This is a genomic window from Bradyrhizobium sp. CSA207 (assembly GCF_029051685.1).
Classification (GTDB): Bacteria; Pseudomonadota; Alphaproteobacteria; order Rhizobiales; family Xanthobacteraceae; genus Bradyrhizobium.
This window is the reverse complement of the sequence record NZ_JAACFT010000022.1, coordinates 96,272-120,056: the sequence shown is the minus strand read 5'-3', so window position 1 is coordinate 120,056 and position 23,785 is coordinate 96,272. Positions and strand designations below refer to the sequence as shown.

Genomic DNA, 23,785 nt, shown 5'->3' with positions numbered 1-23,785 from the left:
GCGGCGCAGCGTCTCTTCGACGGTGCGCTGCAGAGCCGGGGCCCATGCTGCAGCACGTGCCCTTGGCTTTCTGGGTCCCGGCTCTGCGCAGCAGCGTTTCACGCTGCAGCGCGTCCGGGACACGAGACTCACTTTTCTGTAGGCTTGATCGCCCAGCTCACATTCACCGTCACCGACAGCGTCTCCTCGCCCGGCGCGACCGCGGCCGGTGCGGCCATCGGCGCGGTGGCCATTCGCCCCTTGAACAGCGGCACCGGTCCGCCGCCCTCGGAAAGGCTGAGCGGTGCACCGAGCGTGACACCGGTGGCCTTGGCGTAGATCTCGGCCTTGCGGCGGGCATCGGCAACTGCCTGCTCGCGGGCTTCATCGAGCAACTTTGAGGTCTGAGTCACCTCGAAGGAGATGTTGCCGATATCGTTGGCGCCGGCGCTGACCAGCGTATCGATGATACCGGCCACCTTGGTCACGTCGCGAATTTTCACGGTGACGCGATTGCTGGCGCGGAATCCGACCACCGGCGAGGCGCCGCCACTGCGGTTCGGCGCGTATTGCGGCTGAAGCGACAGGCGCGAGGTCTGGTAGTCCTTTTCGGCGATCCCGGCGCCCTTCAGCGCCAGCAGCACCTTGCCCATCGCCGCATTGTTGGCGTCGGAGGCTTCCTTCGCCGACTTGGCGTCATTGGCGACACCGGCGTCGATCTGCGCGAGGTCGGGCGCGGCGGACACCGTGGCTTGGCCGCTCACGGAGATGGCGGCCGGGAAATCGTCGGCGAGCGCGGGCGATGCCAAAAGCGTGGCGGCGAGAACGGCGGCGACGGCAACGGGCTTCTGCATCGGTCTCACTTCAGCGGTACGAAGACATTGATCACGAGCTTGTCCTCGGCCGTCTTCAGGGGATCGGTGAGATACTCCTCGATGAACGTGTCCTTGGCTTCGAGCTTCTTGTCGTCGAGGTGATTGGTGATCGCCTCATAGGTGTTGTCCATGTTGTCGTAGGAGCCGCGATGGACGAATTTCAGCGCCTTGCCCTCCGGCGATTTGCCGACGCTCATGTCCTTGGGCAGGTTTTTCGGATCCTGCTCGACCGGAATTTCGGCGAGGAAGGTGAAGCCGGTATCGTCCGTCGAGGTGTAGACGATCATCGAATTGCCGGCGTGCTTGATGCCCTGCTTGTCCAGGAGCGCATTCAGCGCCTTGAAAGCGTCGATCAGCGTGTCGAAGGCGGAATCCCAATTGGCGGTGCCCTTGACCATCACGACCTTCTTCGGCTCGAGCACGGTCTCCTGGCCAAAGGGATCGGCCGTCTGCACCGGAGCCGGGGTGGCGGCCGCAGCGGGCGGCGGGGCTGGGCTGGGCGAGGGTGAGGCGCTGGCGGCAGGCGACGGCGTTGCCACAGGCGCAGGCGAAGCGCTTGCCGCCGGGGCACTCGCGGCCGGGGATGGCGATGCCGACGGCGAGGAACTGGGACTGGCCGAAGCAGCCGGCGCCGGGCTCGGGCTCTGCGCCAACGTGGCGGACGGACCAAACGACATGGCTGCTGCCGGGATCAGCGCGGCCAAAGCGAGACGGCAAAAGCGATTCATACTATTCTCCCCAAAACCTTACGCACCAAGGCCTTAACCCACCAAGGCCTTAACTCACCAAGACCTTAACTCATCAAGGCCTTAACCGGCCGCGCGTCCCGGCATGCGCGAACCGCGCCGTTCTAACACGCGAGCGCCGAATTCGTCCCATGCCAGATGCGTCATGGGCGGGCGCGGCAAAGCACTGGCCAAGCCGCCCAGGATCGCCATATAAGGCGGGCGAAATTCAGGACTTTTCATGAGCGCGCTGGCCAACCACGCATTTGCCAAGATGAACGGCATCGGCAACGAAATCGTCGTTGTCGACATGCGCGATTCCGCCACGCCGGTGACGCCGGATGATGCGCGCGCCGTCGCATCGGCTCAGGGCGGCGTGGCTTACGACCAGCTCATGGTGCTTCAGAAGCCGCGGCTCGACGGCACCGAAGCCTTCATCCGCATCTACAACAATGACGGCTCGGAGGCCGGCGCCTGCGGCAACGGCATGCGCTGCGTGGTGCGGCGCATCTTCGAGAAGACCGGACAGAGCACGGTAACGTTCGAGACGCCGGCGGGGTTGCTCAATTGCTGGCAGGGCCCGGCGCCTGATCTCTACACCGTGGACATGGGCGCGCCCAGGTTCGGCTGGCAGGACATTCCCCTGGCGGAAGAGTTTCGCGATACCCGCTATATCGAATTGCAGATCGGGCCGATCGACAATCCGATCCTGCATTCGCCTTCAGTGCTAAGCATGGGCAATCCGCACGCGATCTTCTGGGTCGACGACGTCAATGCCTATGACCTCGAGCGCTTCGGCCCGCTGCTGGAGAATCACCCGATCTTCCCGGAGCGCGCCAACATCACGCTCGCGCAAATCGTCGATCGCGACCACATCACGATCCGCACCTGGGAGCGCGGTGCAGGCCTGACCAAGGCCTGCGGCTCGGCGGCTTGCGCGACCGCCGTGGCCGCGGCGCGGCTGAAGCGCACCGAACGCAATGTCGAGATCACGCTGCCCGGCGGCAAGCTCGGCATCGAATGGCGCGAGCGCGACGACCACGTGCTGATGACGGGTACGGCGACCTTCGAATATGAGGGCGCCTTCGATCCGGCGCTGTTCGCGCCGGTCGCGTGATGGGCGTCGAAGTCGTCACCTTCGGCTGCCGTCTCAATGCGTTCGAGGCCGAGGTGATCCGCCGCGAGGCGGAGGGCGCGGGGCTGTCCGATACCATCGTCATCAACAGCTGCGCTGTCACCAACGAAGCGGTAGCGCAGGCGCGCCAATCGATCCGCAAGCTGAGGCGCGAGCGGCCCGGTGCGCGCATTGTCGTCACCGGCTGCGCCGCACAGACGCAGAGCGGCATGTTCGCCGATATGGCCGAGGTCGATCGCGTCGTCGGCAACGACGACAAGATGCGTGCGTCGGCCTGGCGCGAGGCCCGCGAGGCATTCGACATCGGCGCGGGCGAAAAGATCGCGGTCAGCGACATCATGGCCGTGAAGCAGATGGCGCCGCATCTCATCGACGGCTTTGCCGCCGGCCTGCCGCGCGTGTTCGTACAGGTGCAGAACGGCTGCGATCATCGCTGCACCTTCTGCATCATCCCCTATGGCCGCGGCAATTCACGCTCGGTGCCGATGGGGGCCGTGGTCGATCAGGTGCGGGCGCTTGCCGCGCGCGGCCATGCCGAGATCGTGCTGACCGGCGTCGATCTCACGAGCTACGGCACTGATCTGCCGGGCGCGCCCAGGCTCGGTATGCTGACCAAGCAGATCCTGCAGCATGTGCCGGAATTGAAGCGCCTGCGCATTTCCTCGATCGATTCGATCGAGGCGGATGCCGATCTGCTCGACGCCATCGCCGGCGATTCGCGGCTGATGCCGCATCTGCATCTGTCGCTGCAATCCGGCGACGACATGATCCTGAAGCGCATGAAGCGGCGGCATTCGCGCAGCGATGCGATCGCGTTCTGCGACCAGGTGCGCCGTCTGCGCCCTGACGTCGCGTTCGGCGCCGACATCATCGCCGGATTTCCGACCGAGACGGAAGAGATGTTTTCACGCTCGCTCGACCTCGTCGACGAATGCGGCCTCACCTTCCTGCACGTCTTCCCCTATTCGCCGCGCCCCGGCACGCCGGCCGCGCGCATGCCGCAGGTCGCAGGTCCCGAGATCAAGCAGCGCGCGAGGCGGCTGCGGGCGGCTGGCGAAGAGGCGTTGCGGCAGAGGCTGCAAGCCGAAATCGGCGCGACGCGCGATGTGCTGATTGAGAGCGCGAGCCAGGGGCGGACGGAGCATTATCTGCCGGTCGCGATCGCGGGCGCAGAGGTGGGGAGTGTCGTGTCGCTGAAGATCGGCGGCAGCGATGGTGTGCGGCTCACGGTGTAGCTGCTGAGACGCCGTGCTTACCTGAATGTCGTCCCGGCGAAGGCCGGGACCCATACCGCGAGGTCTATCGAACGCGGACGGTTCTAATCCCGAACGACCAGCCTTCGCCAAACTTCTCCCTGGGGTTATGGGTCCCGGCCTTCGCCGGGACGACATTGAGTATGTGAACGCGGCGTCGACCAAACGGCCAACTTTAAGACGCCCGCACCTGCCAGAATCTCAGCGTGCGCCGTGCGTTCTCCGGCGTCATGCGGTCAAAATTGCCCTGGGCCTTGGCCAGGTCGGCCGGCTTCATCGCTCCGGTGGCGAACCGGCTCTCGAGCACGGCGGTCGTCGTCTCCCAGCTGAGCAGTGCCGCACGGCAAGGCACCAGCAGGCCGTCCTCGCGCAGGCTCTGCATCAGCGGGCGAACGACCTCGACGGTCGATCCGGACAGCGCGGCCAAGGCAGCGACGGTCTCTTCATAGCGCCGCTGCGTGGCGAAGCCAAGCAGCGTCGCTTCGCTGAGCTGGCCCGCACCCTTGAGATTTGCGATGGCGCGCTTGGCGCCTTCGAAATCGCGGACACCGGACATCTCGCGCTCGACACCGACGGTGACGGCGGCGATGGCGCTTTGGATCTCCTCGAACAGATGCGGCGGCGCGCGCGACAGCAGCCGCGTGCGAACGGCATCCGTGGCCGAGCGCAGCAGCTGGCGGCGCAGCTCCGACGGCAGGTCGACGCGCACGCCGACGCTCACGGCCAGTTCCGGATCGGACTCGGCCTGTCCGACGATGACGGAAAATCCTGCTCCCGAAACACGTGCGCCGGGATTGGCGGCAATCCGCCGGCTGACGCTCGGATAGCGGCGCGCCAGCAGCGCGTCGGTGACGATCTCCTTCAGCCACCAGCGGCCGGCGACCGCGAGCAGATGCGGCTCGCCCTTGGATCTTGCGATCTTCACCAGTTCGCTATCGTCAAGGCGCGAGGATTCCTGAAGAACAGGCCCGGCGATGCGGATCTCGTCATTGTTGGCGAGACGGCGCATAACGGATGGCGGCGCCTGGGCGATCGGTGCGAGCTGCGCGCTGATTTCGGCCAGCGCAATGCGCGCGCCCATGTCGGCGATCGCGCGCAGCTCGATGGTGCCGATCAGGCGGTCGAGCACGTCGTCGAATAGCAGGATCTGCTCGTCGTCGAAGCTTCCGGCGGATGACAGGAACAGGTCGGTGACGCGCCGGGCCGTTTCGAGGCCCTTTTCCGGCGAGCCAAGCCTGATCGCGGATTCGACCTCGTCGATGATCGATAACTCGGCCTTGGCCATGACGCGCGGCTCGTCCTGAGCGGATTGACGGAAGCTTGTTCTAAGCAACCGTTATCATTAGAGACGAGCACTGAAGGTTTCGTAAACCACGCGCCGGTGCGGCGCTATTCCCCGTTCCAGCCGCAGGCCCGGAGCCGCTCGTGCATGTGGGCGGGCGCCGGCGCCACCACCCGGACCGGCTCCTTGTTCCTCGAGATCGGCACCACGATCTCACGGGAATGCAGATGCAGGCGCGGCTCGCCGAAGCGCGGGCCGTTGCCGTAAATGTTATCGCCGAAGATCGGCCATCCAGTTGCGGCCGAATGCACCCGCAATTGATGGGTCCGCCCCGTGACCGGTTCCATGGCGAGCCAGGTCAGGCCTGCCCCGCGGCCCATGACTTTCCAATTGGTGACCGCCTTCTGCCCCTCCGGATCGGGCTTCTGCCACCAGCCACGCTCGGCATTGAGCCGGCCGAGCGGCATGTCGATGGTGCCTTCGTCTTCGGCAGGACCACCCTCGACCAGGGTCCAGTAGGTTTTGCCGACCTTGCCGTGCTTGAACAGCAGGCCGAGCGAGGCGGTGGCCTTGCGATGGCGGCCGAGTACGAGGCAGCCGGACGTGTCCTTGTCCAGCCGGTGGGCTAGCACCGGCGGCCGCGGCAAGCCGAAACGCAGGGCGTCGAAGGATGCTTCCAGATTCGCCCCGCCCTTGGGACCGCGATGTACCGGCAGGCCCGCCGGTTTGTCGATGACGAGCATCAGCCCGTCGCGGTGGAGCACGCGCGCCAGAATTTCATCGGCGGTCAATTCGGGAACATCGAGCAATTGCAAGGGCTTTCGTTCAGACTTTCGTTTACGGGCCGGAACGGCTAACACACCGCCACCATGAACGATACCACCTCCGAGACCCCCAAGCTGAGCTGGTGGCGCCGCCTGTCCGACGGGCTGAAGCGCACGTCGTCCTCGCTCGGAACCGCGGTCGCCGACCTCGTCACCAAGCGCAAGCTCGACCGCGCCATGCTCGACGACATCGAGGACGTGCTGCTGCGCGCCGACCTCGGCACCGAGGTCGCGGTGCGGATCGCGGACGCCGTCGGCACCGGTCGCTATGACAAGGCCATCTCGGCGGACGAGGTCAAGGACGTCGTCGCGACCGAGGTCGAGAAGGTATTGTCGCCGGTTGCAAAACCGCTCGAGATCGATGCGGCGAAAAAGCCTTTCGTCATCCTCGTGGTCGGCGTCAACGGCTCCGGCAAGACCACCACCATCGGCAAGCTCTCGGCAAAATTCGCAGCCGAAGGCCGCAAAATGATGCTGGCTGCCGGCGACACGTTTCGTGCAGCCGCCATCGAGCAGCTCAAAGTGTGGGGCGAGCGCACCAAGACACCGGTCATCGCCGGGGCGCAGGGCTCGGACTCGGCAAGCCTCGCCTTCAATGCGCTGACGGCGGCAAAGGAGCAGAACATCGATGTGCTCTTGATCGACACCGCGGGGCGACTGCAGAACAAGTCCGAGCTGATGAACGAGCTCGAAAAGGTCGTGCGCGTCATCCGGAAGGTGGACGCGGCGGCGCCGCATGCGGTGTTGCTGGTGCTGGATGCCACCGTCGGACAGAACGCGCTGTCGCAGGTCGAGGCTTTCCATCGCACCGCCGGCGTCACTGGCCTGGTGATGACGAAGCTCGACGGCACCGCGCGCGGCGGCATCCTGGTGGCGCTCGCGGAAAAATTCAAACTGCCGGTGCACTTCATCGGCGTCGGCGAAGGCGTCGACGATCTCGCGCCGTTCACCGCGCGCGATTTCGCCCGCGCCATTGCCGGAATCGAATAGCCTCGTCCTTCGAGACGCGCCGCAGGCGCGCCTCAGGATGAGGCCGTGCCACATGTGAGGTCCTCATCCTGAGGAGACCGCGAAGCGGTCGTCTCGAAGGATGGGATGAAGAGATGGAAGAGAATGGACAAGACCCAGCCACATCCACTGTTCAAGCTTGCGACCGAGCTCGGTCCGCTACTCGTCTTCTTCTTCGTGAATGCGAAGTTCAACCTTTTCGCCGCGACCGGCGCCTTCATGGTCGCGATCGTCGCTGCGATGATCGCCTCCTATGTGGTGACACGCCACGTGCCGATCATGGCGATCGTGACCGGCGTCATCGTGCTGGTGTTCGGCACGCTGACCCTGGTGCTTCACGACGAGACCTTCATCAAGGTCAAGCCGACCATTATCTACGCCCTGTTTGCGGCGATCCTCGGCGGCGGGCTGCTGTTCGGCCGCTCCTTCATCGCCGTAATGTTCGACCAGATGTTCAATCTGACGCCCCAGGGCTGGCGCATCCTCACCCTGCGATGGGCGCTGTTCTTCGCGGGCATGGCAGTGCTGAACGAGATCGTCTGGCGCACCCAGAGCACGGACTTCTGGGTAAACTTCAAGGTGTTCGGCGTGACGCCGCTGACGATGGTCTTCGCCATCGCGCAGATGCCGCTGACCAAGCGCTACCACCTCGCACCGGTGTCGCTGGAGGCGAGCGAGGCCGAGGCGGGCGATGTGAGGAAAGGGTAGGCTCTACAGCTGACCCCGCGTCCCGCCACCCGCCGTATCTTCTGCCGCTCCGGCGAACATATTAGAGCCCGCCCATGAGCTCCCTTCCCTCTTCCGTCGACGTCGCGATCATCGGCGCCGGTGCTGCGGGCCTCGGCGCTGCGCACGCGCTACGCGGGTCGGGCCTCTCGGTGATCGTGCTGGAAGCGCGCAATCGCATCGGCGGCCGGGCTTGGACCGTGCAGGCTTCACCCGAGGTGATCTTCGACGTCGGTTGCGGCTGGCTGCATTCGTCGGACAAGAACTCCTTCGTCTCGATCGCCAGAGAGCTCGATTTCGAGGTCAACACGGACCTGCCGCCCTGGCGCGAACGCGCCTTTGGAAATGTATTTCCGCAAAGCGACCGCGACGATTTCATGGGTGCGATGGACGCGTTCTATCAGCGTCTTTGGGAGGTTGCGCAAAAGGGCGAAGACGCGCCCGCGAGCCAAAGCCTCGAGCCCGGCAATCGCTGGAACCCCATGATCGACGCGATCTCGACCTACATCAATGGCTGCGAACTGAAGGACATGTCGACGCTGGATTGGGACGCCTATGAGGACAGCAACCTCAACTGGCGCATCCGCCGCGGCTATGGCGCGCTGGTCGCAGCCTATGGCGAAAACTGTCCGGTGGCACTGAGCTGCAACGTCACGCTGATCGATCATGCCGGCAAGCGCATCCGCCTCGAGACATCGCTGGGCACGCTGGCTGCGGACAAGGTGATCGTGACCGTGCCGACCAATTTGATCGCCGACGAAGCGATCCGCTTCTCGCCGCAACTCCCCGCCAAGGTCGATGCCGCGGGCGGCCTGCCGCTCGGCGTCGACGACAAGGTGACGCTGGCGCTCGCCGATGCGGACGCCTTTCCGAAGGAAGGCAATTTGCGCGGCGCCACCATGCGTACCGCGATGGGCACCTATCACATCCGCCCGTTCGGCCAGCCGTGCATCGAAGGCTTTTTCGGCGGCAGCTTTGCTCGCGATCTGGAAGACGCCGGCGACGGCGCGATCGCCGCGCAAAGCATCGACGAGATCGCAGATCTTCTCGGCAGCGACATCAGGCGCAAGCTGAAGCCGCTGTACGAGTCGCGCTGGGCGCAGGATCCTTTCGCCCGAGGCTCGTATTCGCATGCACTGCCGGGGCATGCGGGAGATCGTGCAGCGTTGGCAGCTCCGGTCGATGAACGACTGTTCTTCGCAGGAGAGGCGACGTCGCCGAATTTTTTCACGACGGCGCATGGTGCGCGGGACAGCGGCGAGCGGGCAGCGAAGGAAGTGCTAGCGGCTCTGAGCAGGATTTAACCGCAAACTCCGTCATTGCGGGCGCAGCGAAGCAATCCAGGCTGTCACCGCGGAAAGATCCTGAATTGCTTCGCGGAGCCTGTCATCGGGCCGCGCTTTGCGCGGACCCGTTGGCTCGCAATGACGAATCATTCGATCACCCGCGCCCGCAAGTCGGCATCAGGCACGAAGCACGTATCGTATTTCCCAAAGATGCGGTAGCGGTTGCGCGCAACGAGATTGTAGACCGCATTCCGCAGCGGTTTTGGCACGGCGAACAACGTGCGCACCCAGCCCCATCCCGGCAGTTGCGACAGCACCGTCAGCGCAGCGTCTGATTTCAAGAACACCTCCCCGCCATGGATCACCGCATTGGTGTCGGGATCATCGGGATCGATGCCGAACGTGCGTGCGAGCCGGGTGCCATAATCCGATTGAATCGGCGTGAAACGAAACCGCTTTGAAGCATCGCGCTGCGCGACGAAGCGGACCCAGCGCGAACAGAAGATGCAGACGCCATCGAACAGAATCACGTCATCGTCGGGCCATTTTTGCATCAGCGGTTGTCCAGCATCAGGAGGGCGACCAGCACATCCACCAGGCTGTGCTCATCGTGATGGTCATGGCTTGCCGCCTGCCCGCGGCTTCAACGCACCGTCGAGTTCGTTGCCGGCGGCTTTGACGCCGGCTTCGGTTTCGATCATCCAGTGGCCCTCGCTGCCTATAGCGGGCAGCGTGCGGAAATCGACCTTGCCGCCACCGCCACGAAACGCGTCTGCCAACGCCCGCGAGAACGCCGGTGCAAAATAGCTGTCATTGGCGGCAACGCGCCATGTCACGGGAATGCGCGCCGCCTTGCCGAATTCGGCTGCAGCCGCAATGAGCGTGTCCGGCGCGCAGATCCGGTTCGGTTCATCGTTGGCGTGGCCGCCGCGCCCCGGCGCAAATGCGATGATCGCGGAAACGATCTTCGGATCGCCATTCGCGAGCGCCAGCGCGCCCCAGCCGCCGGCAGAATGGCCGAGCACGATCGCCGTATCGTTGCGGACGAAATCCTGCTTTCGCAAATAGTCCAGCGCAAGTGAAATTTCCTCCGCGGTTGCGCGGCCGGAGCGCGCATAGTCTGCCTCGTCACAGCCACCCTGGTCCTCGAGATAGCGACCGCCGGTCGCGCCGTGGCCGAGCCGTTCCGGCACCAGCACGGCGAAGCCGCGCGCGATGAGATACGCGACGAGCGCGCGGTATTCCGGCGGCGGCATTTGCGCACGACGCAGTACGTTCTGCGTGGTGGCGTGCGCAATGACCGCGAGCCGAAACGGACCCGTGCCGGGCGGACGAAACAGCAGGGCATGCGCGGCAATGTCGGTATCCGGCGACGGCACGCGCCATTGCTGGCGGCGAAACGGCTCGCCCTCCGCTCCTGACGAGCCCAGCGTGACTTGAGCGCACAGAGGCGGCGCAGTCAGCAGGGCCAGCAAAGGCAGAAGCGCGAGGATGTTGGAGAGCCGCATGAATGGCCGAAGGCGAACACAGATGGCGGGGGCAGACCAGTAGGAACGAATCATTCTGGGCGGACTTTTTGCGGTGCCATTGCCGTCCATTCGTGCCGCGAGGCAGTTTTGCACCGACGCGTGGCACGCCGTTGCCGTTCGAGGCAGCGTCTTGTCCTCTTTCGGTACAACATGGCTAGAATACTGATGCAGAAAGTCCACAGGTTAACCGATAATTAACGATAGGTCTTGCCGCCGGCGCGGCGACTTGATTTGATTGCGTCCATGAGCACAACCCTGATCGAGGTCCGGCCGGCCAAAGCTGCAGACGCAACTGCGGTGGCGTCGACCCATGACGAAGCCTGGCGATCGGCCTATCAGGGCATCATTCCCGGTGGCGAGCTGGAAAAGCTGATCAACCGCCGCGGCCCGCAATGGTGGGACAGCGCGATCCGCAAGGGCAGCCGCGTCAGCGTGCTGGTGTTCGGCGACAAGATCGCGGGCTATGCCAATTACGGTCGCAACCGCGCCCGCAGCCTGCACTTCGACGGCGAGATCTACGAGCTTTACCTGCGCCCGGAGTTCCAGGGGCTCGGCTTCGGCCGTCGCCTGTTCACCGCCGCCCGCCGCGACCTCATGCAGAGCAATCTGAAGAGCATGGTGGTGTGGGCGCTGTCCGATAACGATCCGGCGACGGAGTTTTACCGGGCGCTTGGCGGCCGCATGGTGGCGCGCTCCTCGGAGCGATTCGGGCCGAAGTCGCTCGACAAGGTTGCCTTCGCTTGGACTAATTGACCTGCTGAAAGGTTAGCGGCAGCGCTCCCCTTCCGTCGATACCGTTGCCTTTTGAGCCGGTGATCGCTGGATTCATTATTTCACAAAAACACGATGGATAGGCGGGCCAAGCCCGCGTATGACGGTGCCAAATCGCTGCCGGGCGCGATTTCACCTCGGCAACAACGGAGCCTTGAATGCGTATCGATGCGATCTCGATCGGGACCAGCCCGCCACACGACGTCAATGTCATCATCGAAGTGCCGGTGGGTGGCGAACCGATCAAATACGAGATGGACAAGGAAGCCGGCACTCTGGTGGTCGACCGCTTCCTCTACACGCCGATGCGCTACCCCGGTAACTACGGCTTCATTCCGCACACGCTGTCCGACGATGGCGACCCCTGCGACGTGCTGATCATCAACACTCGCGCCATTATCCCCGGCGCCGTCATGAGCGTGCGTCCGGTCGGCGTGCTGATGATGGAAGACGAAGCCGGCGGCGACGAGAAGATTTTGGCAGTGCCGTCGTCGAAGCTGACGCAGCGCTACGACAAGGTGAAGACCTATAGCGACCTGCCGGACATCACGCTGCAGCAGATCCAGCACTTTTTCGAGCACTATAAGGATCTCGAGAAGGGCAAGTGGGTGAAGATCTTGCGCTGGGGCGGCCCCGAGGAAGCGCAAAAATTGATCCTCGACGGTATCGAGCGCGCGAAAAAGAAGAAGGCGTAAACGTAGTCGTCATTCCGGGGCGCGCGTCAGCGCGAACCTGGAATGAATGACACCCGTCACACCGCCGGCTTCGGCAGGCCGGCGATCGCGCAGGCGGCGCGGAGCGTGTTCACCAGCAGGCAGGCGACAGTCATCTGGCCAACGCCCCCCGGCACCGGTGTGATCGCGCCGGCAACGCCGAGCGCTTCCTGATAGGCAACGTCGCCGACCAACCGTGTCTTGCCGTCATCCTTCGGAATGCGGTTGATGCCGACGTCGATCACGGTAGCGCCCGGCTTCAGCCAGTCGCCGCGCACCATCTCGGGCTTGCCGACGGCGGCATAGACCAGATCTGCGCGCTTCACGAGCCCGGGCAGATCGCGCGAGCGCGAATGGGCGATCGTCACCGTGGCGTTCTCGTTCAGCAGCAGTTGTACCAGCGGGCGGCCGACCAGATTGGAGCGGCCGATGACGATGGCGTTCATGCCTGCAAGCGAAGCATGCACGCTCTTGGTCAGGATGATGCAGCCGAGCGGGGTGCAGGGTGACAACGCCTCGAAACCACCGGCGAGGCGGCCGGCGTTGTTCGGATGCAGGCCGTCGACGTCCTTGGCCGGGTCGATGGCATTGATGACGGCCTCGGTGTTGAGGCTCTTCGGCAGCGGCAGTTGCACCAGAATGCCGTGCACGGCGGGATCGCGGTTGAGCTTTGCGACCAGCGCCAGCAGTTCGGCCTGCGAGACATCGGCCGGCAGCTTGTGCTCGAACGAGGCCATGCCGGCCGCCCGGGTCTGGGTTTGTTTTGAGCGGACATACACCTCGCTGGCGGGGTCGTTGCCGACCAGGACCACAGCCAGGCCCGGTATCAGATTGTGCTCGCGCTTGATGCGGGCGACTTCGTCGGCGACACAGGCACGCAGTTCCGCGGCAATGACTTTCCCGTCGATGATCTTGGCTGTCATGTCCGTTCCTTAGGTCTTAGGTCTGGCCGAGGCGAGCTGGCGCAGGGCCTCGCCGAGCCGCGCCGGATCGCCGTCGACCGCGATCTGCTTCAGCCGCGAGGTCGCCCCCGACAGCAGCTTCACGCTGGCCTTGGGTACGCGGAGCGATTTCGCCAGCAGCACCAGGACCGCCTTATTGGCCTCGCCGCCATCGGCGATGGCGCGCACCCTCACCTTGAGCACGCTGCGGCCATCGGCCAACTGTTCGATCCCGTCGATATCGTCGCGGCCGCCGCGCGGCGTCACCCGCAGCGCAATGCTGATGCCTGCGGCCGAGTAGCGCCACGGTTCCTTACACGCTTCTTTGGCGACCAACGTGCTCCAGCCTGTCTAAATCACGTTCGGGTAGACGTAGTACAGGATCACGCGCTCGATGAACATGATGAGCAGGATCAGAATGATCGGCGAAATATCGAGGCCGCCGAGACTCGGGAGGAAGTTGCGAATCGGCGCCAGCATTGGCTCGGTGATGCGGTACAGGAACTCCGCAACCGCCGACACGAACTGGTTGCGGGTGTTGACGACGTTGAAAGCGATCAGCCAGGACAGGATCGCGGACGCGATCAGCAGCCAGACGTAGAGGTCGAGCACGATGATGACGATGTCGAGAACGGCACGCATGGCTTTTGAAAACTCTGGCTGAGGTGGGGATTGACGCCTTTTGCTAGATATCGGTTCCCTCCGACCCAAACAAGGGAAGTTCGGGCGTCGGGATGGCTAAAACCGGATTACGCCCGTCCTTGACTTGACCTTAGCAGGGACTTAAATGGCGCCCGGTTGTCGGCCGCATTAACCAGAGCGGCTAACAAACGGGGCCATAGCTCAGCTGGGAGAGCGCGTCGTTCGCAATGACGAGGTCGGCGGTTCGATCCCGCCTGGCTCCACCACGCTTCGCCCTTCGGGCTACGCGTGGCGCAGCCGCGCAGAGCCTGAAGGGCGGAGCATGGTGCCCGGCGAAGCCAAAGGCGAAGCCGGGCTGTTAAAGAGATCCCCACCTCCCCGTAAGCCACGGCGGCCGTCGCGCGACGGCGCGATCACTCGGCGGCCTGCGCCAGCACCGACCGGCGCGCCAGCCAGCCGTCGATGAAATGATCAAGCCATGCGCGTTCCGCGACGTCGTAGACGGCACGGTCTGTAAAATGATGATGCCGCTCGCGCGCACCGGGCGCGCTCAGGCCGTCATAGCCGCGCGTAGTCCAGCAATGCATCATCGCGTAGGTCACGTCAGGGTGAAACTGCAAGCCGAAGGAATTGCCGGTGCGGAATGCCTGCACCGGAAAATCATCGCCTTCGGCAAGCAGTTCGGCGCCGGGCGGCAGCTCAAATCCTTCGCGATGCCAATGATAGACTCGTGCCGGCCAGTCAGGGCAGACCGCGTGTCCGGCCGCGGTCGGACGGATCGGGTAATAGCCAATCTGGGTCAGCGCATCTGCATGTGGTGCGACGCGGGCCCCTAACTGCATCGCGAGCATCTGCGCGCCGAGGCAGATGCCGAGGAACGGCCGCTGCTCGCGCAGCGGAATTTCGATCCAGTCGATCTCGCGTCGGATGTAGCCGTCGGAATCGTTGGCGCTCATCGGACCGCCGAAGACCACGGCGCCGGCATGCTGCTCGAGCGTCTCGGGCAGGGGATCGCCGAAGCGGGGACGGCGGATGTCGAGGCGATGGCCGAGCGCGCGGAGCGCATTGCCGACGCGGCCGGGCGTCGAGGATTCCTGATGCAGAATGACGAGAACCGGCAGTCGGGTTTCAGGACGAGCAGCGGATGCGCCGAGGTCCCTTCGCTTGGGGAAGGGCACCAATTCTGCGCCACCAAACCTGTTCGTCCGGAACGACATTGCCTTTCCAAGTGCTATCGGTTCAGACCGCCAGCATAACTAAGCGATCGTTAATTTCGTGTGAGTTCGCGCACGCACCGAAATGAAAGCAAGCTCCGGGCCAATACGGGAGCTGACGGCTTCCGCTAGCGCCTTTGCCTCTGAAACCGGCTTGCGGCGAACAGGATGAAGTCGCGCGGAAAGAAGCGCAGCAGGAACGGCACGATCTTGATGGCGAGGCCGGGCAGCACTGCCCGTTTGTTGGCCATCAGGCCGCGATAGGCCTCGCGTGCGACATCCGCGGCCGAAACGTTGAGAACCGCCGTATCATGTCCGGATCCAATGCGGGCCCGCGCCTGGAATTCGGTGGGCACCGGGCCCGGGCAAAGGACCGTAACGCGGACGCCGCGCGGGCCGAGCTCTGCGCGCAGGGCCTCGGTGAAAGAGATCACATAGGCCTTGGAGGCGTAGTAGACAGCCATGCCGGGGCCGGGCAAAAAGCCGGCGACCGAGCCGACATTGAGAAGACCGCCCTTGTTCCTGATGAGCTGATCGGCAAAGCGCAGCGACAGATCGGTTAGAGCCCGGACGTTGACATCGACGATGCCGACCTGCTCGACACGGTCGCTTTCGACGGCATCGCCGAACACACCAAAGCCGGCATTGTTGACGAGATTGTCGAGCTCGACGCCTGCGGCGGCGAGCGCGGCGGCGATCGTCTCGCCCGCGTCTGCTTCCTCGAGGTCGCAGGCAATCACGATCGGCTTCGTGCCGCCCTTGGCGGAGAGCTCGCTGGCGAGCGCCTCGAGCCGATCGGCTCTGCGCGCCGTGAGCGCCAGGCGGTGCCCGTTTGCGGCGAACACGCGCGCCAGCTCTATGCCGATGCCCGCAGAGGCACCGGTAATCAGCGTCACCCGCTCAGTCACGATCGAACTCTCTTGGATTCAAGTTTTGGATTCAAGTTTTTTGCCCCCGCAATAGCGGAACGAGAGCATAGAGCGTGCGCGCCGCGCAAGCTGAGTGGCAGCGTGGCGGCTTGAGCTGGCGACAGGGAGTGCAGGAAAAACCGCTGATTTCACAGGGGTCCGGCACCGGAGCGGCCGGCGGCTACATTAAAATTTCGTCATGTGATCTGCGCGGCTCGCAATTCGCCGTGTCGAGACGGGTCAGCCGCCGACGGCGCCATTCTTCATCTAGTTACCGGCGCGGTCCGCAACGGCATGCTTCAGGTCGATCCGGTCGCGCTGGGCGATCCCGAGCAGGTCGGAGGCGCGCCAAACGACGTTGTCTTCGAACTCGGTGACCTGGCCGTCGGCATAGACCAGCTCCCACATCATCTGCACGATGCGCTTGCGCCCCTCCTCATCGAGCGAGCGCATGATAACGCTGGTGAAATGATAGAGGTCGACCGCCTCGCCCTCGACCTGGGTCGCGTCCGCGATCAGGCGGTCCGCAGTACCGCGATCGAGCCCGAAATGACGTTCGATCAGGCTATGCAGCTTGCGTTGCTCGTCCGCAGTCGGCTGGCCGTCCAGCGAAACCACATGGACCAGCAGCGCGGTTGCCGCCAGTCGATAGTCGCTGTCGCCGAAGGCGCGGTCGACCGCCTGGGGAGCAACGATGTCAGCGATGAATTGGCGCAGGCCGTCGAGCATAAAGTCCTACCGATATCGATGAAGCCGCGGGGAGGCGGCCGTTACAGCAATATATGAGCGGGATACTCAACCGCCGCAACATGCGTCAGTTCCGCGCGCGGGATTACGTTTCGGCAATCTCTTCGCCGGGACGACGTCTACGGTATCTCGTACACCACCATCTTGTCGGCGATGCCGCGCAGCGCGGCCTGCTTCTGGATCGGCTTGATCTCGCGCTGCTGCAACACCTCGGCAACAGCCGGCGCGTCCAGCACCGGTCCGGTGATGTGGATTTCCTGCGACGTGGACAGGCTCTGCACGCGCGCGGCGATGTTGACGGTCTGGCCGAAATAGTCCTGGCGCTCGTTGAGCATCACCGCAAGGCAGGGACCCTCGTGGATGCCGATCTTGACGATAAGATCGGCGGTGCCGCGCTGCTTGTTGAGCTCGTCCATCGCTGCCCGCATCCGCAGACCGGCGACGATCGCGTGCTCGGGACGGACGAATGTCGCCATCACGGCGTCGCCGATCGTCTTCACCACGGCGCCTTTTTCCGAGGAGATGATCTCGAGCAGCGCGTGAAAATGCGCGCGCACGAGATCGAAGGCGGCAAGGTCGCCGACCCGCTCATAAAGCGCGGTCGAGCCCTTGAGGTCGGTGAACAGGAAGGTCAGCGAGGTGATCTGGAGCCGCTGGTCGAGACTGAGATTGTCGGCCTTGAACACATCGCGAAAGGTCTGGTTCGACAGCATCCGCTTGGCGGTGAGGAACGGCTTGCGCTTGCCGATCAGGTGATGAAGCGCGTCGGCCGCGATGAACACCGACGGCAGCACCCGCACGCCGGCCTGGTTTTCCAGCGACAGCCGCAATGGACCCGGCCGCATCACCGCGGTCCCTGTCGGGGCCTGCACCTTGTTGTACATAATGGCGAGCTGCTGGCGTTCCTTGGTCGGCTCACCCTGGACGTCGATAAACTGGGCGGCGTGCGTCACCGGCTCGAAGATGATGATGAAGTCGCTCGGCAGTTGCAGCGACATGGTCGCCTTCTCGCCGGCGGGAAGCTCGAGCGTATCCAGCGTCACCTCGTTGGCCAGCGTCGCAAACGAGTCCTTGTTGAAGTCGACGCCGGAGCTCCAGAACACCTGCTTGAAATATTCCCAGACCGGAAGCGAGTCGGGGTCATGCGCCGCGATGCGCCGCACGCGCGGATTCACTGTGAAGGAGACCTCGACCTGGTCGTCGACGGAAGCCTTGTAGCCGCAGGCGCAGAGCGCGCAGTGATAGTCATCGGGCTTGAGCGCCTTCAGCGTCGAATGCGCGCCGAGCACGCCGCCGCATCCCGGACACAGCACATTCCAGCCGAGATCGAACAGCCCAAGCCGGGCCGAATGCAGGAAGCCCGAGATCGTCCGCTCTTCGTCGAGATTGTGCTGCCTGGAAAAGTCGAGGACATTGACGCGGTTGAGCTCGTGATCCTCACCGTGGTCGATCAGATGCTGAATCGCGTCGACTACCTTCGGATCGGCGGTTTGCTTCAGAACGGAAAGCTGGGCTTGGATATCGCTCATGGCGGGACTCTATCTAGGGTGGATCACGCCATTGGCCAGGCAGTCGCCTGTCACCGACGCGTGATGCGGAACATGGGCGAGTGGCCGGGGTGGGTCGTCACGACGCCGTGCGGGATGACGGGATCGGTATCGGCAAGCTCGACGCGAAACGCGCCGATCAGCCGCGCCAGCGCCAGCACGGATTCGGCCTGCGCAAACGGCGCGCCGACGCAGACGCGCGGCCCGGCGCCGAACGGCAGATAGGCGAAACGATCCGGCGCCTCGGTCGACATGAAGCGTTTTGGAACGAACGCGTTCGGTTGATCCCACAGCTTCTCGTGCCGATGCAGCAGCCACGGCGCGATCATGATGATGTCGCCCTTGCCGATCGCAACGCCGGCCGCATTGTCCTTTTCCCGGGCGGCCCGCGCGATCAGGAAGGCTGGCGGATAGAGCCGCATGGTCTCCTCGATCACGGCGCGGGTGAATTTCTGGCGATCGATATCGGCCATGCTGTCGAGATGCTCGCCGCGGGTCTCGGAAGCCACTTCCTCTTGCGTGTCCGGATCCAGCGCGAGCAGATAGAGCGCCCAGAACAACGCGGTCGCCGTGGTCTCGTGCCCCGCGAGGATCATGGTCGCGACCTCGTCAACGAGCTGTTCGTCGGAAAAGCCCTTGCCGGTCTCGGGGTCGCGCGCCTCATCCATGAGATCGAACAGATCGCGCGGCGGCGCACCGGTCTTCTTGCCCGCGGCACGCCGCTCGGCAATCAGCATCGCGACGAATTCGGTCCAGCGCTTGCGGAAACGCGCGCGGGCAAAATCCATCGGGCTCGGCCATGACACCGGCAGCACCATATCGAGAAAATACGGCCGCCCCAGCCGTGCCCCATATTCCATGACGAAATTGCGCAAGGTCGGGCCATGCCGGTCCATGCCGAAGGAGAACATGGTGCGTCCGGCGATCTCGAGCGTCATGCGCTGCATGAGCTCGCGCAGGTCAACGGGCTCGCCCGTGCGCACCTCGAGCTTCGCGATGGTCTCGTCCAAGACCGCGGTCATGTGCGGGACGAGGTTGGCGGTCGCCTTCGGCGTGAAGGCCGGTGCAAGGGTGCGGCGCTGAAACGTCCACGAATGGCCTTCCGCAATCAGAAGGCCGTCACCGAGTACGGGACGCAGCATGCGGATGCCGGCCGGCGTGCGCGAATAGTTCTCGTAGTTGCTCAGGAGCACGTGCCGGATCGCGTCCGGGCGATTCAGGATGAAACTGTTGCGGAAGAAGAAGCGGCCCTCGATGACGTCTTCCTCGTAGGCGCGCTGGCCCCAGGTTGCGATCATGTTCTGCTTGATCACAGCAAGCCGGCCGAGGAACGACATATCGTCCGGGGCGCGCGGCGGGGTCGGAGGGACGATCGGCCGACGCACGCTGGCGATGTTCATGGCTCTCTCCCGCAGATATCTTCGCAGTCAAGGCTTGCAGCTCAACAGCTAATAAGTCAGCTCGGCAATCGCAATCCTGTTCTCGGAGGCAGGCCACGCGCGTGCCACAATCCGTTCTTCGTTGAATTGGGCCACGACGTTACGCCCGACCTCGGCGGCCGAAAGGCGCAGGGTTGCTGTCGCATCCGTGGGCACGCCCAGCTTGACGTCGGCCGGCTCCCTGCCGTCGAATAGCACCACGTCCCGTGGCAGGCCGAAATAGCCGCGCGGGCGCGACATGATCACGACCGCACCCGCATCCTTGTCCGCCGGCCCGAGCGGGCGCGCGGCACGCAGATGCACGACGTCGGACGAGCGCGGGAAAGGCGAGCGGTAAAAATGCGTTGTCGGCGCATCCGGCGAAGTCAGGACGAATTCGAGCGACGAGGCGGCATCGACCTCCGCCGGCCCCCAACGTCCGTCGGCGCCGGTCTTTGAGCTGTGCACTGCACCGCCCTTACGCTCTCCAGTTTCGGGCTCGACCCGGAAGATATCGACGGTTGCGCCCGCGACCGGACGGTTGGTCGACACACCGCCCGGCGTACCGGTCACAAGGCCGCTCAGCCTGACATTCTGCTCCGGCATGATCGCGATGCGCACAGGCTCGCGGCCGGCGATGAATTTGTAGATCTCGCGGAAGGCACGGGGATGAAACGCGACCTCGCGATGGTCGAGCGCGCCGAGCACGAGATTCGTGGCGCCCTTCAGCTCGGGCCCCTCGGCGGTGACGCCGGTCGGCACGCCGGGCTTCCCGATGAAACGGCCGTCGGGTTGCGCGTATTTGTCCATGCCGTCACTGCGCAACGTGAGAAAGGCCACGCCCGGAGTCACCTCGCTCTCACCCTCGTTCAAGCCCCGCAAGAATGCGCCCCGGCCGTTGAACTCGCTGCCGAGCGTGTCGTCGGTCGCAAAAACGCCGTGATTGGGTGTGCCGCACAACACGGCATGGCTGACATCTGCCGCACCGCCATTCCTGACGACGTTGCGAGTCGCGTAGCCGCCGCGCGAGCTACCGACCAGCGCCACGCGAGGCGCACCCGTGCGGCGCTTCAGTTCGGTGATGGCCGCCGCGAGCTCGCGGCGCTGGTCCTCGGTCGAGGACCGGTTGGCCTGCTCGACGCTGTCGTCGCTTCGCGCATTGGGATCGGTGAAATTGATCGCCAGCATGCGAGCGCGCGCGATGCCGTTCGATTCCATCCGCCACAAGGTGGTCATCCAGAGCGCGTCGTAGTCGCCATTGCCATGAACGAACAGGATCGGCGGCACCTCCGAACCCTGCGCCGCGGGGGCGGCTTGCGCCAGCGCTTCCATCCGCAAGCTCGCAACCGCGAAGGGCAGCGTGCCGGCACCCTGCAGGATCGTCCGTCGCGACAGCTTCATATGTTCCTCTCCGGCAACCATTTCTTTGCACCGCTTATAGCGGCCTAACCACTGGACAGCGAAGGACTTTCGCAGGCATCACTGACCATACCAGAATCCCTGAAGCCATTCCTGCCAGACTTCCCGGAAGGGGATATGACCGAGCAGACGAACCGTCAGAAAATTGCCGCCGACGGCATTACCGCGCCGCTGCGCTACACCGTGTTCCGGCGCATCTGGCTTGCCAGCCTGCTCTCCAATCTCGGCCTGCTGATCCAGGGCGTCGGCGCCGCCTGGGCGATGACGCAGATGGCGGCCTCGGCCGACAAGGTGGCGCTGGTGCAGACCGCCCTGATGCTGCCGATCATGCTGATCTCGATGCCGGCCGGCGCGATCGCCGACATGTACGACCGGCGCATCGTCACCCTGATCTCGCTTATGATCGCGCTGACCGGCGCGACTGCGCTGACACTGCTGGCTTGGCTCAAGCTGATCACCCCGGAAACGCTGCTTGCTTTCTGCTTCGTTGTGGGCAGCGGTAACGCGCTGTTCGGCCCGGCCTGGCAATCCTCGGTCAGCGAGCAGGTGCCGCCCGAAGCACTGCCGTCGGCCGTCGCGCTGAACGGCATCAGCTACAACATCGCGCGCAGCTTCGGTCCCGCGGTCGGCGGCGTCATCGTCGCCGCGCTCGGCGCGGTGGCAGCGTTTGCCTGCAATGCGATCCTCTATCTGCCGCTATTGGTGGTGCTGCTGCTGTGGCGGCGCAACACCGAAGCTTCGCGCCTGCCGCGGGAAAAGCTCAACCGCGCCATGGTTTCCGGCGTGCGCTACATCACCAATTCGCCGCCCATCAAGATCGTGCTGTTGCGCACGCTGGTGATGGGCCTGATCGGCGGCGCCATCATGGCGCTGATGCCGCTGGTCGCGCGCGATTTGCTGCATGGCGGCGCGCAGACCTACGGCATCATGCTGGGCGCGTTCGGCATGGGCGCAGTGGTCGGCGCGCTCAACATCCACGAACTGCGCAAGCGCATGAGCGGCGAGGCGGCGATCCGCGCCTGCACGATCTCGATGGCGTTTGCGATGGCCGCGCTTGCCTTGAGCACAGAACCCGTACTGACAGCGGCCGCGCTGGTGCTGGCCGGCGCGGTCTGGATGGCCGCCGTCGCGCTGTTCAATATCGGCGTGCAGCTCTCGGCGCCGCGCTGGGTCGCGGGACGATCGCTCGCAGCATTCCAGGCCTCGATCTCTGGGGGCATTGCGATCGGCGCGTGGGGCTGGGGTCACCTCACCGACTATGCCGGCGTCGAGGTCGCGCTTCTGGTTGCCGCCGGGTTGATGCTGATCTCGCCGCTGCTCGGAATCTGGCTGGCGATGCCGCGCGTCGGCGCCCGCAACGAGGACGCCGAGGTGCTGGCCGACCCGGAAGTGAAGCTGTCGCTCACGGCGCGCAGCGGACCTTTGGTGGTCGAGATCGAATATCGCGTGTCGCAGGAGAACGCGCGCGCCTTCCACAATGTGATGCAGGATGTGCAGCTCTCCAGGCAGCGCAACGGCGCCTATGGCTGGTCGATCGCGCGCGACATCGCCGACCCCGAATTGTGGACCGAGCGCTATCACTGCCCGACCTGGCTGGACTATCTGCGCCAGCGCAACCGTTCGACCCAATCCGAACGCGCGCTGCATCAGCAAGCGATCGATTTCCACATCGGGCCCGACCCGGTGCGAATCCGCCGCATGCTGGAGCGGCCATTCGGTTCGGTGCGCTGGAAGGAAGAGACTCCGGACAGTGCGAGTGCGGAGGTTTTGCCGGTGGTCGCAACCGCGGCGGGGAGCGGTACGTAGGTTTTCTCAGCCCGTAGCCCGGATGGAGCGAAGCATAATCCGGGACGATCTCGCCGCGGGGACAGAACCCCGGATTTCGCTGCGCTCCATCCGGGCTACGACGCTCCATCTCACTGCCCGTGCTCGGTCAGCACCTTTTCGCAACCCTTGCTCAGCCGCGTGCGGTTCTGCTTCAGACAGGCAAGCACGGCCTGATCGCCATTGTTCATCACCGGGCGGCAGAAGCGGCTGACGTCGCGCGCGCAGGCGTCGTGGCCGGGCTGCTGCGCCGCCGCGCCCGATGCGCACAGGATCAACGAAACAATGAAAAAAAATCTGGCCATCGCGCAATGCCTCTTACCCGGAAAGATGTGCGGGCGAAGCTAGTGCGACGATCCCAGAGCCGCAACGGCTTTATTGACAGCTTGCATCTGCGCCGCCGCGTGGCCCCGACTTGACGCCGGGGCACATCGCGAGGGAGCTCGATAGTGCGACGAGGAATGCGTTGCGCGCTGTTACTGACTGTCCTGCGCGTCAGCAACCTTGCGCGACGCGCCCTTGGCGAGATCCTTATCCATCACCGCGCGGCAGCCGGCGCTCAGATCCGAACGATGCTTCACCATGCACGCCGTGATCTTCGGGATATTGGGGATTTCCGACGAGCAGAGCCGGAAGGCGTCGCCGGTGCACATCTGCTGCGCTTCGGACGAGAAGGCGAAGCTCGAGCTGGTCGAGATGATCGAGACGATGGCGGCGAAGCCGAGGGCCAGGCCGGTGTCACGGATCTTGCTGGTCAAGGACTTGTCGGTGAAGGACTTGTCGGTGAAGGACTTGGTCATTTGAAGCTCCCATTGGCGCCGCCAAAGCGGGCCCGTTGTTGATGGGACCTACGATGCTCCAGCAAAACAGTTTCCACTGTGATGACGGTCACAAGCTGCACCCCAAATGTGACCTCGATCACTTTGGCGCACTCCTCTGAAATTCCTCCGTTTCCGCTGTCGTGTTGGTGTCACGTTAACTGTTCCTTCGCATTAATGGCTGGGCGCGCGGGAAAATCC

25 protein-coding genes and 1 tRNA gene are annotated in these 23,785 nt (G+C 64.4%); 9 read left to right on the top strand and 17 right to left on the bottom strand.

Translation table 11 applies throughout. From position 1 onward, the window contains the following. Nucleotides 1-128: 128 nt before the first annotated feature. Nucleotides 129-833, bottom strand: a complete 705-nt coding sequence (locus tag GWG65_RS24710) for an SIMPL domain-containing protein (protein ID WP_275198158.1) — start codon at nucleotides 831-833, stop codon at nucleotides 129-131. 5 nt (nucleotides 834-838) lie between these two features. After that, on the bottom strand, nucleotides 839-1,582 hold the full coding sequence (locus GWG65_RS24705) for a GyrI-like domain-containing protein (RefSeq protein ID WP_275198157.1): 744 nt from the start codon (nucleotides 1,580-1,582) through the stop codon (nucleotides 839-841). A gap of 238 nt (nucleotides 1,583-1,820) precedes the next feature. Here GWG65_RS24705 and dapF point away from each other — a divergent pair, with 238 nt between their 5' ends. Beyond that, nucleotides 1,821-2,696, top strand: coding sequence for a diaminopimelate epimerase (gene dapF / locus GWG65_RS24700; protein WP_275198156.1), 876 nt, complete (start codon nucleotides 1,821-1,823; stop codon nucleotides 2,694-2,696). Next, the gene (gene mtaB / locus GWG65_RS24695; protein WP_275198200.1) at nucleotides 2,696-3,949 is read left to right on the top strand and encodes a tRNA (N(6)-L-threonylcarbamoyladenosine(37)-C(2))-methylthiotransferase MtaB; all 1,254 of its coding nucleotides are present in this window, start codon (nucleotides 2,696-2,698) and stop codon (nucleotides 3,947-3,949) included. The genes dapF and mtaB overlap by 1 nt, the downstream gene beginning before the upstream one ends. Before the next feature lie 193 nt (nucleotides 3,950-4,142). Here mtaB and GWG65_RS24690 read toward each other — a convergent pair whose 3' ends face one another. Beyond that, nucleotides 4,143-5,252, bottom strand: a complete 1,110-nt coding sequence (locus tag GWG65_RS24690) for a DUF2336 domain-containing protein (protein ID WP_275198155.1) — start codon at nucleotides 5,250-5,252, stop codon at nucleotides 4,143-4,145. A 104-nt stretch (nucleotides 5,253-5,356) separates the two neighbouring features. Then, nucleotides 5,357-6,058: an RNA pseudouridine synthase gene (locus GWG65_RS24685; RefSeq protein ID WP_275198199.1), complete on the bottom strand. Its 702-nt coding sequence runs from the start codon at nucleotides 6,056-6,058 to the stop codon at nucleotides 5,357-5,359. Between the two features lie 60 nt (nucleotides 6,059-6,118). Between GWG65_RS24685 and ftsY the strand changes: the two genes are divergently transcribed. The 3 genes from ftsY (at nucleotide 6,119) to GWG65_RS24670 (ending at nucleotide 9,111) form a co-directional block, all read left to right on the top strand. Continuing rightward, on the top strand, nucleotides 6,119-7,063 hold the full coding sequence (ftsY, locus tag GWG65_RS24680; RefSeq protein WP_275198154.1) for a signal recognition particle-docking protein FtsY: 945 nt from the start codon (nucleotides 6,119-6,121) through the stop codon (nucleotides 7,061-7,063). Nucleotides 7,064-7,186: 123 nt separating this feature from the next. Next, nucleotides 7,187-7,789, top strand: coding sequence for a septation protein A (locus tag GWG65_RS24675; protein ID WP_275198153.1), 603 nt, complete (start codon nucleotides 7,187-7,189; stop codon nucleotides 7,787-7,789). A 74-nt stretch (nucleotides 7,790-7,863) separates the two neighbouring features. Beyond that, on the top strand, nucleotides 7,864-9,111 hold the full coding sequence (locus GWG65_RS24670; RefSeq protein WP_275198152.1) for an NAD(P)/FAD-dependent oxidoreductase: 1,248 nt from the start codon (nucleotides 7,864-7,866) through the stop codon (nucleotides 9,109-9,111). A 128-nt stretch (nucleotides 9,112-9,239) separates the two neighbouring features. Here the strand turns inward: GWG65_RS24670 and GWG65_RS24665 are convergent, their stop codons facing one another. Both GWG65_RS24665 and GWG65_RS24660 read right to left on the bottom strand, forming a co-directional pair. Then, nucleotides 9,240-9,647 (bottom strand): thiol-disulfide oxidoreductase DCC family protein, encoded by a 408-nt coding sequence (locus GWG65_RS24665; protein ID WP_275198151.1) that lies wholly within the window; start codon nucleotides 9,645-9,647, stop codon nucleotides 9,240-9,242. 63 nt (nucleotides 9,648-9,710) lie between these two features. Next, a complete protein-coding gene (locus GWG65_RS24660; RefSeq protein ID WP_275198150.1) occupies nucleotides 9,711-10,601 on the bottom strand; it encodes an alpha/beta fold hydrolase in 891 nt (296 codons plus the stop codon). A 264-nt stretch (nucleotides 10,602-10,865) separates the two neighbouring features. Here GWG65_RS24660 and GWG65_RS24655 point away from each other — a divergent pair, with 264 nt between their 5' ends. Further along, on the top strand, nucleotides 10,866-11,375 hold the full coding sequence (locus GWG65_RS24655; protein WP_148743934.1) for a GNAT family N-acetyltransferase: 510 nt from the start codon (nucleotides 10,866-10,868) through the stop codon (nucleotides 11,373-11,375). A gap of 176 nt (nucleotides 11,376-11,551) precedes the next feature. Then, entirely contained in the window at nucleotides 11,552-12,088 is a 537-nt protein-coding gene (ppa, locus tag GWG65_RS24650; protein WP_275198149.1) for an inorganic diphosphatase, read from the top strand. Nucleotides 12,089-12,144: 56 nt separating this feature from the next. On the opposite strand, the gene folD is transcribed toward ppa, so the two are convergent. Genes folD through GWG65_RS24635 form a run of 3 tightly spaced genes read right to left on the bottom strand, consistent with a single transcriptional unit; the run spans nucleotide 12,145 to nucleotide 13,689 of the window. Then, on the bottom strand, nucleotides 12,145-13,029 hold the full coding sequence (gene folD / locus GWG65_RS24645) for a bifunctional methylenetetrahydrofolate dehydrogenase/methenyltetrahydrofolate cyclohydrolase FolD (protein WP_275198148.1): 885 nt from the start codon (nucleotides 13,027-13,029) through the stop codon (nucleotides 12,145-12,147). A 9-nt stretch (nucleotides 13,030-13,038) separates the two neighbouring features. Continuing rightward, nucleotides 13,039-13,383, bottom strand: a complete 345-nt coding sequence (locus GWG65_RS24640) for a DUF167 domain-containing protein (protein WP_275198147.1) — start codon at nucleotides 13,381-13,383, stop codon at nucleotides 13,039-13,041. Nucleotides 13,384-13,398: 15 nt separating this feature from the next. Continuing rightward, nucleotides 13,399-13,689 (bottom strand): YggT family protein, encoded by a 291-nt coding sequence (locus GWG65_RS24635; protein WP_275198146.1) that lies wholly within the window; start codon nucleotides 13,687-13,689, stop codon nucleotides 13,399-13,401. Between the two features lie 190 nt (nucleotides 13,690-13,879). On the opposite strand from GWG65_RS24635, the gene GWG65_RS24630 reads away from it, so the two are divergent. Beyond that, nucleotides 13,880-13,955: transfer RNA gene (locus tag GWG65_RS24630), tRNA-Ala, on the top strand. A 147-nt stretch (nucleotides 13,956-14,102) separates the two neighbouring features. On the opposite strand, the gene GWG65_RS24625 is transcribed toward GWG65_RS24630, so the two are convergent. The 6 genes from GWG65_RS24625 to GWG65_RS24600 form a co-directional block, all read right to left on the bottom strand. Beyond that, on the bottom strand, nucleotides 14,103-14,906 hold the full coding sequence (locus tag GWG65_RS24625) for a glutamine amidotransferase (RefSeq protein ID WP_275198145.1): 804 nt from the start codon (nucleotides 14,904-14,906) through the stop codon (nucleotides 14,103-14,105). 125 nt (nucleotides 14,907-15,031) lie between these two features. Beyond that, complete coding sequence (locus GWG65_RS24620) at nucleotides 15,032-15,811, bottom strand: SDR family oxidoreductase (protein ID WP_275198144.1); 780 nt, start codon at nucleotides 15,809-15,811, stop codon at nucleotides 15,032-15,034. 267 nt (nucleotides 15,812-16,078) lie between these two features. Further along, nucleotides 16,079-16,540 (bottom strand): TerB family tellurite resistance protein, encoded by a 462-nt coding sequence (locus GWG65_RS24615; protein ID WP_275198143.1) that lies wholly within the window; start codon nucleotides 16,538-16,540, stop codon nucleotides 16,079-16,081. Between the two features lie 137 nt (nucleotides 16,541-16,677). Next, complete coding sequence (locus tag GWG65_RS24610) at nucleotides 16,678-18,087, bottom strand: adenylate/guanylate cyclase domain-containing protein (RefSeq protein WP_275198142.1); 1,410 nt, start codon at nucleotides 18,085-18,087, stop codon at nucleotides 16,678-16,680. A gap of 50 nt (nucleotides 18,088-18,137) precedes the next feature. After that, nucleotides 18,138-19,505 carry a cytochrome P450 gene (locus tag GWG65_RS24605; protein ID WP_275198141.1) on the bottom strand — a complete coding sequence of 456 codons (1,368 nt, stop codon included), beginning with the start codon at nucleotides 19,503-19,505 and terminating at the stop codon, nucleotides 18,138-18,140. 48 nt (nucleotides 19,506-19,553) lie between these two features. Beyond that, the gene (locus tag GWG65_RS24600; protein WP_275198140.1) at nucleotides 19,554-20,924 is read right to left on the bottom strand and encodes a hydrolase; all 1,371 of its coding nucleotides are present in this window, start codon (nucleotides 20,922-20,924) and stop codon (nucleotides 19,554-19,556) included. A gap of 135 nt (nucleotides 20,925-21,059) precedes the next feature. On the opposite strand from GWG65_RS24600, the gene GWG65_RS24595 reads away from it, so the two are divergent. Next, the gene (locus GWG65_RS24595) at nucleotides 21,060-22,748 is read left to right on the top strand and encodes an MFS transporter (RefSeq protein WP_275198139.1); all 1,689 of its coding nucleotides are present in this window, start codon (nucleotides 21,060-21,062) and stop codon (nucleotides 22,746-22,748) included. A 110-nt stretch (nucleotides 22,749-22,858) separates the two neighbouring features. Here GWG65_RS24595 and GWG65_RS24590 read toward each other — a convergent pair whose 3' ends face one another. Next, a complete protein-coding gene (locus GWG65_RS24590) occupies nucleotides 22,859-23,071 on the bottom strand; it encodes a hypothetical protein (RefSeq protein WP_275198138.1) in 213 nt (70 codons plus the stop codon). A gap of 171 nt (nucleotides 23,072-23,242) precedes the next feature. Further along, a complete protein-coding gene (locus GWG65_RS24585) occupies nucleotides 23,243-23,566 on the bottom strand; it encodes a hypothetical protein (protein ID WP_275198137.1) in 324 nt (107 codons plus the stop codon). Nucleotides 23,567-23,785: the final 219 nt, after the last annotated feature.